We start from the raw sequence: 14031 nt of genomic DNA, 5'->3' as shown, positions 1-14031 counted from the left end.
AGGGGGAGGGCGATCGGATGCCGCAGACCGAGACACCAGGCATCGAGGCGGCTCCGCGTACCCGACTGCGCTGGTGGACCGAGCTGCCGCTGATCCTCCTGGTGTACGCCTGCTACTCGGCGGGCCGGCTGCTGGTCCGGGGCGACGTCACCAGTGCCGTGGACCACGGCCTGACGATCCTGCGCGTCGAGAAGTTCCTGCACATCAACGCCGAGCACCCGCTCAACCGGCTCTTCACGAGCGAGCGGTGGCTGGGGGTACCGGCCGACTTCTGGTACGCGTCGCTGCACTACCTGGTCACGCCCGCGGTCCTGATCTGGCTGTTCAGATCCCGTGCCGTGCACTACCGCCTGGCCCGCACCTGGCTGATGACGTCCACCTTCATCGGCCTGGTCGGCTTCACGCTGCTGCCGACCTGTCCGCCCCGCCTCCTGTCCGCCGGCTACGGCTTCGTCGACACGATGGCGCAGTACAGCTCGTACGGCTGGTGGGGCGACGAGGCGAGCGCTCCGCGGGGTCTGGGCGGAATGACGAACCAGTACGCGGCCATGCCGAGCCTGCATGTGGGCTGGGCGCTGTGGTGCGGTGTGATTCTGTGGCGCTACGGCGGGACGCGTATCACGAAGATCGCGGGTGTCATGTACCCGCTGGTGACCACGATCGTGGTGATGGGCACCGCGAACCACTACCTCCTCGACGCGGTCGCGGGCGGGGTCGTGATGGGGATCGGGCTGCTGATCGCGCCGCACATCCTGCGGGTCGGGGAACCGGTCATGGAGCGGCTGCGGGTTCGCGTCACGGCCGTCGCGGCGGGCTCTCGTGGCGCAACCGCCTCAATTGTCAGTGACGGATGCCAGACTTCCCCGGGTGAACGAATTCCACGGCAGCGCGAGTCACGGATCCCCGGCGGAGCCGAGCCGAGTGCCGCTCCCGCGGACGCGGGGGACGGCGCTCCGGCACCGGCTCGCTGAGCTGCGCGGCCCCGACGTCCCGGCCAAGGCGCTGGACGCACGCGCCCTGGCGGCGCTCGCCGCCAACCCCGGGTGCGAGCGGCGCGCGATCCTCGACGGCGCCGGGGTGAACAAGCCGGCGCTGGCGAGCGCGCTGGGCTCGCCCTCCGCCTTCGGACAGTCGCAGTTCGCCCTCACCCGGGGCAACGCCTTCGAGGCGCGGGTCAAGTCGGACGGCGGCGCGGAGCTGCTGCGGCTGGTGCACGAGAAGCTGGATCCGAGAGCCGAGCCGCCGTCGGACGCCCAGGTGCCCGAGCTCTCCGCGATCGGCCCCGAGGGCCGCACGGCGCGTACGGCGCTCGCCCTGCGCGACGCCACCGCGGCCGGCGTGTGGACACTGCTCGACCACCCGATGCTGGCCCTCGACGTGGCCGGTTCGCCCGCCTTCCTGGAACCGGACGCGGTGGTCGTGCACCCGGACGGCAGCTGGACGGTCGTGGAGATCAAGTCCTTCCCGATGCTGGACGGCTCCGCGGACCCGGCGAAGGTGGGCGCTGCCGCGCGGCAGGCGGCGGTGTATGTGCTGGCGCTGGAGGAGGTCGCGGCCCGGCTTGACCCGCCAGTGGACACGGCCGCGCGGGTGCGCCACCACGTGCTGCTGGTCTGCCCCAAGGACTTCTCCAACTTTCCCGCCGCCTCCGCCGTGGACGTGCGCAAGCAGCGCGCGGTGACCGCCCGCCAGCTGGCCCGGCTCACCCGTATCGAGGACATCGCCGACGCCCTTCCCGAGGGCACCTGCTTCTCCCCCGACCTGCCGGCCGCCGAGCTGACGGCCGCGGTCGAGTCGGTCCCGGCGACGTACGCACCCGAGTGCCTGTCCGCGTGCGAGCTGGCCTTCCACTGCCGGGACCGCTCCCGCGCGTCCGGCGCGGTGACCTCCCTCGGTCGGTCGGTGCGCGCCGAACTGGGCGGTCTGAGCACCGTCGAGGAGGTGCTGGCGGCGGCCCGTGGGGAGGGCGGGGATGCGGAGGATCCGGCGGTGGGGGCGCTGCGCCGGGCTGCGTGGTTGCGGGCGGAGGCGTTGGGGGGTGCGGGCAGGTGACATCGTTGCGGCGGTTCGCTCCCAGAGGGGTGGCTGGTGTTGTCTCGCGGCTGCAGGGCCGTGGGGGCTGGTCGCGCAGTTCCCCGCGCCCCTTAGGTGTGTTGCCCGCCACGCCTTTCAAAAGCTGCGGACCCACCACAACCCCACCGCCGACCTCCCCGGAGGAACAAGCCCCGTGTCCCTGATCTCGACCCTGGGTCGGCTGGAAGCTGTCAGTGCCGGGCGGGCCCAGCCCACTGCCACCGTGCGGCACCGGCATCTGTCCGGGCGGCCGCTCGTTTTCGTGCCGCTCACCACCGCCGGTGAGGCCGGGGCGCCGCTCGGTGCGCTGGTGGGTACCGAGCGGGAGGCGCCGCGGCTGCTGGTCGTGGCGCAGCCGCGCGACCGGGATCTCAGGTTCGCGTTCCTGGCCGAGCTGGCCGACGTCGTCCTGCCGCACATCGACGCGTACGCCGAGTCCGTCGAGGCCGCCGAGCGCACCGAGACCGACCCGGAGACCGGCAAGCGGGTCAAGGTCGAGGTGGACCTGTGCGCGGACGCCCCGCAGCTGATCGTGCCGAGCCGCGCGGGCGTCGAGTTCGTACGGCTGCTCGGGCGCTCCATGCGCTTTCGGCGTACGGCGGAGCAGGATCCTCAGACGCCGTACCCCGCGCCGCCCGCGCTGCCGTTGCTCGGCCGGTGGCTGACCCACTTCGGCGAGCGCGCCCGGGTGCCCGGGTCCTCGCTGCTGGTGGCCATGACGGACGTACTGGCCCGGCACTGGGCGACCGGTCAGTCCACGCTGGAGGACCAGCACCTCGGCGCGCTGCTCGCCTGGATCGACCCGCCGGAGGGCACCTCCGGCGCCGAGGCCGCGCTCCACGCCGAACTGGGGCGGGACGCGCGGGGCCAGCTGCTGTGCCCGCCCGCCGGCCCGGCCACCGACCCGGCGTTCGACAACAAGCTGCTCGCCCCCGCCTTCGAGCGCTACGACCGCGCCCGCATCGCGCTCGCCGCCGCCGAGGACGGACTGGAGGCGGACGACCGGCTCGGCGCGCTCACCGCCGCCGAGCGGGAGGTCCGCGCCCTGGTCGAGAGCCGGACGCGCCCCACCTGGGACGCGGTGTGGCGCGGCCTGGACCTGCTGTCCGCGCTGCCCGAGGGCGCGCACGTCGAGGAGCGGTGGACGCGCGACCGCTGGTCGTTCACCGCCCACCGCGACCGTGTCCGGTCCGGCGAGCCCCCGCAGCCGCGCCGCGACGACGCGGTCACCGCCGCGAACAAGCTCGCCGCACGCGAGCGCGAACAGGCCCGCCTGGAGGCGCAGGAAGCCCTCGACGACCCGCTGGTGATGGCGGGGCGGCGGCTGGCCGGGGAGGCGTTCGCGGGCGAGGTCACGGACGTGGTCATGGCGTACAGCGAGGGCAAGCGGCCCAGCCCCCGCCCGCTGGTCACCGTCCGCACCGACGACCGGCCGCACCTGGGCGAACGGGCCAGGGTGTACCGCGCGCTGGGCGGCAAGCCGCAGGCGGCCGAGTTCGTGGGGTACCACGACGAAGCGGACGAGGGCGCGCTGGTGATCCTGCGGATCATGGACAAGATGGGGCGGGGCAGGGAGCCCGAGCCCGGGTCGGTGCCCCAGAAGGGCGACCGGCTCTGCTTCACCCTCTTCGAGCACGAGCAGCGCGGCGGCGCGAAGCTGCCCGACCCGGAGGACACCCCGTGGACGCACGGCGGACCGCCGGGCGAGGCGACGACTCCCGATCCCGACCCCGTGACCGCGGAGGATGTCCTGTGACCGTCTTCGATCCCGGCGCCGAAGCCACCCGCGCCACCGACGCGATCCTGCACGACACCCTGCACGGGACGCACCGCGGTGTCGTCGTCGACTCCCCGCCCGGCGCCGGCAAGTCCACGCTCGTCGTGCGCGCGGCGCTCGAACTCGCCGACGCCGGGCGCCCGTTGATGGTCGTCGCGCAGACCAACGCCCAGGTCGACGACCTGGTGCTCAGACTCGCCGAGAAGAACCCGGGCCTGCCGGTCGGCCGGCTGCACAGCAGCGACACCGACCCGTACGACAAGGCGCTCGACGACCTGCCGAACGTACGGAAATCCGCGAAGGCCGGCGACCTCACCGGGCTCGCGGTCGTGATCTCGACGGCCGCCAAGTGGGGGCACGTCAAGGTCGACGAACCGTGGCGGCACGCGATCGTCGACGAGGCCTACCAGATGCGCTCGGACGCGCTGCTCGCCGTGGCCGGGCTGTTCGAGCGGGCGCTGTTCGTGGGCGACCCCGGCCAGCTGGACCCGTTCGCGATCGTGGGCAGCGAGCAGTGGGCGGGCCTGTCGTACGACCCCTCGGGTTCGGCCGTGACGACCCTGCTCGCGCACAACCCCGAGCTGCCGCAGCACCGCCTGCCGGTGTCCTGGCGGCTCCCGGCCTCCGCCGCGCCGCTGGTCTCCGACGCGTTCTACCCGTACACGCCCTTCCGCAGCGGCACGGACCACGACGACCGGCGGCTCGCCTTCGCCGTCCCGTCGGACGGCTCCGGTCCCGACCGGGTGATCGACGAGGCCGCGGAATCGGGCTGGGGCCTGCTGGAGCTGCCCGCGCGGCACACCCCGCGGACGGATCCCGAGGCGGTGCGGGCGGTGGCGACGGTCGTACGCCGCCTGCTGGACCGGGGCGGCGCCGCCACGTCGGAGCGCTCCCCCGAGCCCACGCCCCTGACCCCCGACCGGATCGCCGTCGGCACGGCCCACCGCGACCAGGCGGCGGCGGTCCGCGCGGCGCTGGCCGAGTTGGGCGTCGCGGATGTCACGGTCGACACGGCGAACCGCCTCCAGGGTCGCGAGTACGACGTCACCGTCGTCCTGCACCCCCTCTCCGGCCGCCCCGACGCCACGGCGTTCCACCTGGAGACCGGCCGCCTGTGCGTCCTGGCCTCCCGCCACCGGCACGCGTGCATCGTGGTGTGCCGGGCCGGCGTCACCGACCTGCTGGACGACTACCCGTCGACCGAACCGGTCCAGCTGGGAACGCTCGTGAAGTTCCCGGACGGCTGGGAGGCGAACCACGCGGTGCTGGCGCACCTGGCGGAACACCGGGTGACCTGGCGACCATGACCCACACACCGGCCCACCCCATCTCGGGGAACATCGCGTGGCCTGGCGGCCTTGAGATCTGCCGGGGAGCCCGGCCCCCTTGCGCGGGCGCGGGACAATGGACGGTGGCCCACTCACCAGCGGGTCACTCCGTGACGTACGAGGAGGAGAAGACATGGCGGAGCCCACGCCGCGTCGGAACGAACCGCGGCTACGCCCCGCGCCCTTGCTCTTCGAGCCCACGCAGGCCGCCGAGGACCCCGAGCACTTCTTCGATCTGGAGTCGATCGACGATCCCCGCGCGCTGCTGGCCCGAGCGACCGAGCTGACGCTCGCGTTCCGGGCGGCGACCGACCGTGCCGTGGAGTACCAGGCCATCGCGGCGGCCCAGCTGGCCGACCCGCGGCGCTTCGACCGGCTGACGCCCGCGGACATCGCCTCGCGGGCCGAGTGGACCGAGGACTACGCGAAGAAGATGGTCGAGTTCGGGCGGGACCTGATCCGCGGGACCGAGGGACCGGAGCACGCCGACCCCGTATGAGTCGGTGCACGTTCACGCATCCGCGTATGGCATATGCCAGCGGGGCAAGATACCCGCTGCCTCCCCCTCGCGTCCCGCTTTCCGGCAACCCTCGGAGACCGACCGCTCACGCCCGGTAGACGTAGACGCCATGAGCAGCCCACACGACGAGACCCTCCCCGACCGCTTCGACGTCTCGGGGGTCACCCCGGACGGAGCCGCCTGGCTCGCCTCGGCGGGACCGTATCCGCGCAGCACGCTCGCGCTCTGGGAGGAGCGGCCCAGCGCGCCGGCCGTCCTGCCCTGCGGTTCCGTCTTCGACGTGATCAGCGTGCCCGAGTTCTTCGGGCACCGTATGGTCGACCGGCTGTGGGCGGAGGGCCCGGGCTCGGGCCCGGTCGCCGCGTTCCGGGGCCGGATGCTGCTGTTCGCCGCGCCGGGCACGGCCCAGCGGCTGCCCTCGCTGCTGCGCTGGGAGGAGTGGGGAGCCCCCGGCAGCACGCGCACAGCGGCGATCCCGCCACTGCTGTGCCACGGCACCGGTGACGCGGTGACCGTCCCCGCCCCGACGGCCGCCGCCGGCTCCCCTGCCCGCGCCGACGCCCGCTGGCTGGTCGCCCCGGACACCCGTGACCCCTGGCTGCCGGGCCCCGAGATCCTGCTGTGGGCGGCCGTCCGGGCGGCCCGCGCGGCGGTGCGGATATCGATTTTTCCCGGGGTCGATCAGGGTGCTAAGGTCTACGACGTCAGCAGGCGCCGCTAGCTCAGTTGGTTAGAGCAGCTGACTCTTAATCAGCGGGTCCGGGGTTCGAGTCCCTGGCGGCGCACAGACACCGAAAGGCCCCTCGCGAGAGCGAGGGGCCTTGTCCGTACGTCCTGAAGGACGCGCTGCCCGACCGTGATCTCCACGTTCCACGCCCCCGAAGTCGTACGCCCCTGCGCCTCCACCCGCACCGGCACCCCCTCGCCCGGCACCGTGAAGCTCTCGCCGAGGGCGACCGGGGCGTCCGCGAGCGGAGGATAGACGGAGTTCTCCCAGCAGGCCTCGCTGTGCGGGTGGGCGTCGATCACCTCGACCGGTCCGCTGCCGGACGCGGCGCCGCTGCGTACCCGGTAGACGAGGAGGCCCGACCGGCAGGCCGCCGTGTCGTTGCCCATCGGGTCGCGCGCCTCGATGGCGAGCGCGCTGTCGGCCCCGGTGCGGACGACCGCGAGCTTGGTCCCGCCGCCGAGCCCGAAGGCCGGCGCCCCGGCGGTGCCCATGACCGGGACCCCCGGTCCCGCGGCGAGCGGCTCCAGGGTCAGCCGCGTCGGCCCGCTCTCCCGTACGCACGCCACCTGCCTCGACCCCAGCCAGCCGAGCTTCCACTTGTGCCAGCCCAAGAGGTCCGGCGCCAGCCCGAACTGGCTGCCCATCAGGTCCCAGTCACCGACGAAGGTGTCCCAGTCGCCCTCGCCGTCCGCCGGACGGTGGTACAGGTCCGGCAGGTCGAAGACATGCCCGGTCTCATGGGCGAGAACCAGCCGGTCCGGCGGGTGCTGCTCGAAGACCGTGACGACCCGCCGGATGTCCGTGTCGTCGGCTCGCAGCGGGGTGTCCAGGTTGACCACCTTTGTGGCGTCCGAGTCCACACCGGGCGCGTCCGGATCGGCGACGAAGTAGACGACGTCGTAGCGCGAGAAGTCGACCTGCTCGTCGGCTACGGCTAGCGCATCGTGCAGGTAGGCGGCCCGGTGCGCGGGGTTCCAGTCGCGCTGTATGGCGTACGACGTCGAAGGCCGCGGCATCCCGATCCAGTGCCCCAGCGCATGCGGGCGCAGGGCGAACTTGCCGTAGGAGGCGCGGGCGAAGTAGCGGCTGGTGGCCGGGAAGTGGTCGGCGGTGAGTTCGGCGGGGGTGGTCAGCGGGGCAGAATCCGGGAAGGACAGGAAAACCATCACCGCGTCCAGCGAGCGGGTCGGGCGCGCATAGGCGGTGTTCCAGGTGTCCAGGCCCTCCGAGTGGTGGGCCTCGGTGCGCTCCAGGGCGCACGGCGTCGCCGAGAACGGCTCGGCGACGGAGGGATCTGCCACGAGGGAGGTCGCGGCGAGGGCCGACAGCGTGGTGAACACGGCCGCGGTGCTGCGCAGTCGGGGGCGCGGGAACGGACGCGGCACAGGGACCTCCGGGAGCGGTTCACGGGATACCGCACCCAGATTGTGTGAATTTGTCGTACTAAGCCCTGTTTATCTGCACCAGACGAGTGAGAGGGCCGAGAGACCGTCAGGAACCGTCGGGAGCGACACCCCTGGATCGCTCACGCAACGTCACAACTGGTCAGGCGCCTGAAGCAGCCCGTCCATATCCGTGCAGAAACGATCTGTCAGAACGGTCGGTTGTTCCGGGACACTGGACAGTGGCTGGAAGGGCCTTGGGCCAGCCTCTATGATCGGCACACTTTCCTGCCGGACAGCGATCGAGTGCACTGCGGGAGCGAGCGGTGAGCGGAACGTCCGAAGGGCCGACGCCCGCGGCAGACCTCGACCGGTCCGCCGTAACAGAGAGTAACGACAACGCATCTCCTCGTACCGAGCTGCTGACAGCTCTGCCCACCGAGCCCCTGACCTACCACTCGGTGTTCACGGCCGCTCCGCTCGCCATGGCCGTCGTCGACCGCGAGGGACTGGTCGTCAACGCCAACGCCACGCTCGGCGAACTGCTCGGCAGCGAGCCGGGCGCGCTGGCCGGGCGCATCGCCGCCGACCTGGTGGACCTGGCCTCCGACGCCCGGGTCTGGCACGCCTACCGGGAGGTGCTGCGCGGCCGTCAGGCCAAGCTGCGCTGCACGCGCCGGATCAAGCATCCCGACGGCCAGTCCGTCTGGGCGCAGGTGACGGTCGCTCCCCTCACCGGGCACGACGGCCCCGGCACCGTGTTGCTGTCCGTCGCCGACATCAGCTCCCGGCGCGAACTCCAGGCCCGGCTGCGGCACTTGCAGATGCACGACCCGGTGACCCGGCTGCCCAACCGCACGCTGTTCTTCGAGCGCCTGTCGGCGGCGCTGGAGGCGGAGTCGTACGAGCAGGGCGGCACCGGCCGGATCGGCCTGTGCTACCTGGATCTGGACGGATTCAAGGCCGTCAACGACACCCTCGGCCACCGCGTCGGCGACCGGCTGCTGACCGCCGTGGCCGAACGCCTCACGCGCTGCGCCGAGGAGGCCGGACGCGGCCGGGCGAGCGCCCCGCTGGTGGCCCGGCTCGGCGGCGACGAGTTCGCCCTGCTCGTCGAGGACTCCACCGGCACCGAGCAGCTCGCCGACCTCGCCGATTCCGTGCTGAAGGCGGTGCAGGCGCCCTTCGACCTGTCCGGGCAGCGGCTGTCGGTGTCGGCGTCGATCGGAGTGGTCGAGCGGCACGCGGCGGGGACCTCGGCCACGGGCCTGATGCAAGCCGCCGACACCACGCTGTACTGGGCCAAGGCCGACGGCAAGGCCCGCTGGACGCTCTTCGACCCGGAGCGCAACGCCCACCGCATGACCCGCCAGGCCCTCGCCTCCACGCTCCGCCCGGCGATCGAGCGCGGCGAGTTCACCCTCGAATACCAGCCATTGGTGTGCATGGAGGACGGCCGGCTGCGGGGCGTCGAGGCCCTGATCCGATGGAACCACCATCAGTTCGGAATGCTGACGCCGAATCGGTTCATCGGACTGGCCGAGGAGGACGGCTCGATCGTGCAGCTCGGCCGCTGGGTGCTGGCCACGGCCTGCCGCCAGGCCCGCCGCTGGCAGCTGGAACACCCCGGCGAGCCGCCGATCTTCGTCAGTGTGAACGTGGCGGTGCGTCAGGTCTGGGACTCCGACCTGGTCGCGGACGTGGCGGAGATCCTCGCGGAGACGGGCCTCGCGCCGCATCTGCTGCAACTGGAGCTCACGGAGTCGGCGGTGATGGGCTCGGCGGGCCGCCCGCTGCAAGCGCTCCAGGCGCTCAGCGACATGGGTGTGGGCATCGCCATCGACGACTTCGGAACCGGCTATTCGAACCTGGCGTACCTGAGCCGGCTGCCGGTGTCGGTACTGAAACTGGACGGCTCGTTCGTACGGGGCTTCCAGTACGAGGGTGAGGGGGTGCCCCCGAACCCGGCCGACGAGATCGTCGTCGAGGCGATGATCCAGCTCGCCCACCGGCTGGGGCTGACCGTCACCGCGGAGTGCGTGGAGACCTCGGCGCAGGCCGCGCGGCTGCGGCGGATCGGGTGCGACACCGGCCAGGGGTGGCTGTACTCACGGCCGGTGCCGCCGGATCGTATCTCCGGGTTGCTGGGGGTGCGGGTGTGAGGGCCCGGCTCAGAGGGTGGGCAGGCCGTAGGCGTCCGCGATGAGTTCGTACGAGCGCAGGCGTACGTCCCCGCTGTGGGCGTTGCCCGTGATCATCAGCTCGTCGGCGCCGGTGCGCTTGTGCAGGTCGTCGAGGCCGGAGCGGACCTCGTCGGGGGTGCCGTGGATGACGTTGGCGTTCCAGGAGTCGACGAACTCCCGTTCCATCGGGCTGAATGCGTAGGCCTCGGCCTCCTCGGGGGTGGGGACGAGGCCGGGGCGGCCGGTGCGCAGATGGATCATGTTGAGCGCGGCGGCCATGACCTGCCGACGGGCTTCCTTCTCGTCCTCGGTGGCGATGGCGGAGACACCGATGAGGGCATAGGGCTCGTCGAGAACGGCGGAGGGCTGGAAGGACTCGCGGTAGAGGTCCAGGGCCGGGACGGTGTTCTGCGCCGAGAAGTGGTGCGCGAAGGCGAAGGGCAGGCCGAGGACGCCGGCGAGGCGGGCGCTGAAGCCGGAGGAGCCGAGCAGCCAGATCGGCGGGCGGTGCGGGGACTGGACGCCGCCGGGGGAGGTCGCCTGGATCGGGCCCGGGACGGCGTGGATACGGCGGTAGCGATGGCCGTCCGGGAAGTCGTCGTCCAGGAAGCGGGTGAGCTCGGCGAGCTGCTCGGGGAAGTCGTCGGCGCCTTCGTTGAGGCGTTCGGTGCGGCGGAGGGCGGCGGCGGTGGCGCCGTCCGTGCCGGGGGCGCGGCCGAGGCCGAGGTCGACGCGGCCGGGGGCCATGGCTTCGAGGGTGCCGAACTGCTCCGCGATCACCAGGGGGGCGTGGTTGGGCAGCATGACGCCGCCCGAGCCGAGGCGTATGCGGGTGGTGTGGGCGGCGAGGTGGGCCAGGATCACGGCCGGGGAGGTGGAGGCGACGCCGGGCATGGAGTGGTGTTCGGCGACCCAGTAGCGGTGGAAGTTGCGGGACTCCGCGAGTTTGGCGATGGCGACGCTGGTGCGGAGGGCGTCGGTGGCGGTTCGGCCTGCGCCTACGGTGACCAGGTCCAGTACGGAGAGGGGGGTGGGGGCGGTGCCGTGGGTGGTTCCCCGGATCTCGTCGTCTGCCGTTGCCGTCACTGTGGGTGCCTCCTGTTTTTGGCCTGCGGTGTGCTGCGTGGCCTTAACAGGAGGGGGTCTCCGTTTATTCCTGGTGGTCCGGTGTTGGTGCGGGCGTTGCTGGGGGCTCCGCCCCCAGACCCCCGGGCCTATGCCCACCCACCACCCGTCTCGGTGGGTCGAGAGGTGCACGAAAGGCATAGGCCGGGGGCCAGGAGACAGCTACGCCTGCACGATCGGCTCCCTCTTGAACAGGGCGCCCAGTTCTGGTGCGTTCACCCGGCGGTCCGTCAAGCGCAGCGCCTCCCAGACCGTGACCTGGTTCGCCGTCAGCACCGGCTTGCCGAGTTCCTTTTCCAGGGCCGGGATGTGTGCCGCCGTATGCAGGGCCGTGTCCGGCATGAGCAGCGCCTGTGCCGAGGGGTCGTCGGCCGCGCGGGCCAGCGCGAACACCTCCGCCTCCCCCCAGGTGCCGACCTCCGCCGCCGTGATGATCCCCGAGCCGCGGACCCCGGTCACCTCCAGACCTGCCGCCCGCAGGAACTCCGCGAACAGGTCGGCCACGTCGTCGGGGTAGGTCGCCCCCACCGCCACCCGCTTCGCCCCGATCTCCCGCACCGCGTGCACGAAGGCGAAGGACGTGGAGGAGGCGGGCATGCCTGCCGTGAGGGCGAGGGAACGTACCTGTTCGTGGGCGCCCTCCCAGCCGTACACGAAGCTGCCGCTGGTGCAGGCCCACACCACCGACTCGGCGCCCGCCAGCCGCAGTTCCTCGACGCCCGCCGCCAGCCGCCCCGCGGAGCCCATCTCGAGCAGGGCGTCGACCCGGTGGGCGTCCTCGCCGATGTCGGTGTGGACCACGTCCAGCCGGATGTCGCTGCCGAGCAACTGCTCGATGCGCGGATAGTCGTCCTCTGCGGAGTGGCCCGGATAGAGGAACCCGAGTGCTGTCATGTCGAGCCTTCCTGCTGCTGTTCTTCGCCCGGCAGTTCCGGTAGCGCCGGCAGTGCCGGCAGCCCCGGCATCTGCGGCAGTACGGGACCGGGCCGGGCGGCCGGATCGATCAGCGCCTGGTACGGTCCCACGGCTCGGGTACCCAGCTGACGCAGCGCAGCCCACATCGTGACCTGGTTGGCCGAGATCACCGGGATGCGCAGCTCCGCCTCCAGCTGGGGGATCACGTCATACGTGGGCAGGTTGGTGCAGCTGATGAACAGGGCGTCGGCACCGTCCTGCACGGCCTTGCGCGCCATCTCCGCCACATCGCGGTAGGGGACCTTCCAGATGTGCCGGGTCAGGCCCATGTACGCGCATCCGCTGACGGTGACGCCCGCCTCCGCGACGTACTCCTCCAGCGCCCGGGTGACGGACACGGTGTACGGGGTCACCAGCGCCACCCGGCTCACGTCCAGCTCCTTCAGCGCCTCCAGCAGCGCCCCGGACGTCGTCACCGACGGCAGCGCGCCGGCCACGGTCATCGCCGCGCACATCGCCCGCTCCCCGGCGATCCCGCCGACGAAGCTGCCGGACGTGCAGGCATAGGCGACGACCTCGGGCGCGATAGCGGTCAGCGTGAGCACCGCCTCGTGCAGCGTTTCGTGCTCGCTGACCAGGCGGGCCAGATCGAGACTGACCTCGACCGGGACATACGGCGTCCGGGTCAGGTGCAGTGACACCTCGTCCGGGACCCAACGCCACAGCTCGCGGTCGAGGGCGAAGTCAAAAGGGGCTACGACCCCGATACCGCGCTGGGGGCGTGGGCCCCCCAAAAAGGAAACGTCCATGGCAGACACCGGCCTCACGGTGAGGGACCAGGGGACAACGGACGGTACGCATGCCCGTGTTGACGAAGGTAGGTTGGGGTGCGAGCGTGGGTCAATCCGCTCTTGTCACGCCTGCGTCACACGGCCGTCTCCTCCCAGTGTCCGCCCACGTCAGACGGCCGTCGTCCCCGATAAATCGGCTCCCCCGAATGGCTTACAAATGACCGCGCCCGAGTCCGGTCCCCCGTCCCTGCCCACGGTGCTCGTGCTCGACGCCGATCCGCTCCCCCGCCTCGGGCGCCTCACCGGCCGCGCCCGGATCGAGCACGCGGACGAGTCGACGCTCGCCGAGCGGCTGCCGTCCGCCGATGTGCTGCTGGTGTGGGACTTCACCTCGCACGCGGTGCGCCGGGCCTGGCCGGGTGAGGGCCCGCGGCCGCGCTGGGTGCACACGGCGAGCGCGGGCGTGGACCACCTGATGTGCCCCGAACTCGCCATCTCCGACACGGTGGTGACCAACGCCCGCGGTGTCTTCGACCAGCCGATCGCCGAGTACGTCGCCGCGCTCGTCCTCACGATGGCCAAGGACCTGCCCCGGACCTGGGAGCTCCAGGGGCAGCGGACCTGGCGGCACCGCGAGTCGATGCGGGTCGCCGGCACGCGCGCGTGCGTCGTGGGTTCGGGGCCCATCGGGCGCGCGATCGTCGCCACTCTCGAGGCGCTCGGCATCGGCGCCGCCCTCGTCGGCCGCACCGCGCGCACCGGCGTCCACGGCCCGGAGGATCTCGACCTGCTGCTGGCCCGCGCCGACTGGGTGATCTCGGTCGCGCCGCTCACGGAGCAGACGTACGGCATGTTCGACGCCCGCCGCTTCGGCCTGATGCGGCCCTCCGCCCGCTTCATCAACGTCGGCCGGGGCCAGCTGGTCGTCGAGGACGCGCTGGTCGAGGCGCTGTCCAGGCGCTGGATCGCGGGCGCCGCCCTGGACGTCTTCGAGCACGAGCCCCTCACCCCGGGCAGCCCGCTGTGGCAGGTGCCGAACCTGATCGTGTCCCCGCACATGAGCGGCGACACGATCGGCTGGCGGGAGGAGCTGGGTACGCAGTTCCTGGAGCTGTACGACCTTTGGGAGGCGGGAAGGTCACTGCCGAACGTGGTGGACAAGGCGCGCGGGTACGTACCCGGACACTGAACGTTCTACGGAGGGCCG

12 protein-coding genes and 1 tRNA gene are annotated in these 14031 nt (G+C 72.3%); 9 read left to right on the top strand and 4 right to left on the bottom strand.

Annotation, left to right across the window (positions count from 1 at the left end):
- Positions 1–17: 17 nt before the first annotated feature.
- The 7 genes from AB0I77_RS19165 to AB0I77_RS19135 all read left to right on the top strand — a co-directional run bounded on the left by AB0I77_RS19165 (position 18) and on the right by AB0I77_RS19135 (position 6483).
- On the top strand, positions 18–971 hold the full coding sequence (locus tag AB0I77_RS19165) for a phosphatase PAP2 family protein (RefSeq protein WP_363283757.1): 954 nt from the start codon (positions 18–20) through the stop codon (positions 969–971).
- Positions 922–2052, top strand: a complete 1131-nt coding sequence (locus AB0I77_RS19160; protein WP_363283756.1) for a hypothetical protein — start codon at positions 922–924, stop codon at positions 2050–2052. Before AB0I77_RS19165 ends, AB0I77_RS19160 begins: the two co-directional genes overlap by 50 nt.
- Before the next feature lie 175 nt (positions 2053–2227).
- Positions 2228–3829, top strand: a complete 1602-nt coding sequence (locus tag AB0I77_RS19155) for a hypothetical protein (protein WP_363283755.1) — start codon at positions 2228–2230, stop codon at positions 3827–3829.
- Positions 3826–5157 carry an AAA domain-containing protein gene (locus AB0I77_RS19150; RefSeq protein WP_363283754.1) on the top strand — a complete coding sequence of 444 codons (1332 nt, stop codon included), beginning with the start codon at positions 3826–3828 and terminating at the stop codon, positions 5155–5157. The genes AB0I77_RS19155 and AB0I77_RS19150 overlap by 4 nt, the downstream gene beginning before the upstream one ends.
- Positions 5158–5311: 154 nt before the next feature.
- Complete coding sequence (locus tag AB0I77_RS19145; protein WP_363283753.1) at positions 5312–5677, top strand: hypothetical protein; 366 nt, start codon at positions 5312–5314, stop codon at positions 5675–5677.
- Between the two features lie 130 nt (positions 5678–5807).
- Positions 5808–6419, top strand: coding sequence for a bifunctional DNA primase/polymerase (locus AB0I77_RS19140; protein ID WP_363283752.1), 612 nt, complete (start codon positions 5808–5810; stop codon positions 6417–6419).
- Positions 6410–6483, top strand: a tRNA-Lys gene (locus AB0I77_RS19135). Before AB0I77_RS19140 ends, AB0I77_RS19135 begins: the two co-directional genes overlap by 10 nt.
- Here AB0I77_RS19135 and AB0I77_RS19130 read toward each other — a convergent pair.
- The gene (locus tag AB0I77_RS19130; protein ID WP_363283751.1) at positions 6449–7813 is read right to left on the bottom strand and encodes a M6 family metalloprotease domain-containing protein; all 1365 of its coding nucleotides are present in this window, start codon (positions 7811–7813) and stop codon (positions 6449–6451) included. The genes AB0I77_RS19135 and AB0I77_RS19130 overlap by 35 nt on opposite strands.
- Before the next feature lie 323 nt (positions 7814–8136).
- Between AB0I77_RS19130 and AB0I77_RS19125 the strand changes: the two genes are divergently transcribed.
- Positions 8137–9972, top strand: coding sequence for an EAL domain-containing protein (locus AB0I77_RS19125; protein WP_363283750.1), 1836 nt, complete (start codon positions 8137–8139; stop codon positions 9970–9972).
- A 9-nt stretch (positions 9973–9981) separates the two neighbouring features.
- On the opposite strand, the gene AB0I77_RS19120 is transcribed toward AB0I77_RS19125, so the two are convergent.
- From AB0I77_RS19120 to AB0I77_RS19110, 3 genes are all read right to left on the bottom strand, one after another.
- Positions 9982–11079, bottom strand: coding sequence for an LLM class flavin-dependent oxidoreductase (locus AB0I77_RS19120; RefSeq protein ID WP_363283749.1), 1098 nt, complete (start codon positions 11077–11079; stop codon positions 9982–9984).
- Positions 11080–11280: 201 nt separating this feature from the next.
- Positions 11281–12012 (bottom strand): decarboxylase, encoded by a 732-nt coding sequence (locus AB0I77_RS19115; protein ID WP_363283748.1) that lies wholly within the window; start codon positions 12010–12012, stop codon positions 11281–11283.
- Complete coding sequence (locus tag AB0I77_RS19110; RefSeq protein ID WP_363283747.1) at positions 12009–12842, bottom strand: aspartate/glutamate racemase family protein; 834 nt, start codon at positions 12840–12842, stop codon at positions 12009–12011. Before AB0I77_RS19110 ends, AB0I77_RS19115 begins: the two co-directional genes overlap by 4 nt.
- 199 nt (positions 12843–13041) lie before the next feature.
- On the opposite strand from AB0I77_RS19110, the gene AB0I77_RS19105 reads away from it, so the two are divergent.
- The gene (locus tag AB0I77_RS19105; RefSeq protein WP_363283746.1) at positions 13042–14013 is read left to right on the top strand and encodes a D-2-hydroxyacid dehydrogenase; all 972 of its coding nucleotides are present in this window, start codon (positions 13042–13044) and stop codon (positions 14011–14013) included.
- Positions 14014–14031: the final 18 nt, after the last annotated feature.

It is taken from the genome of Streptomyces sp. NPDC050619 (genome assembly GCF_040654815.1).
Taxonomy (GTDB): domain Bacteria; phylum Actinomycetota; class Actinomycetes; order Streptomycetales; family Streptomycetaceae; genus Streptomyces.
The sequence above is the reverse complement of the archived record's forward strand: the minus strand, read 5'-3'. Positions and strand labels throughout refer to the sequence as shown.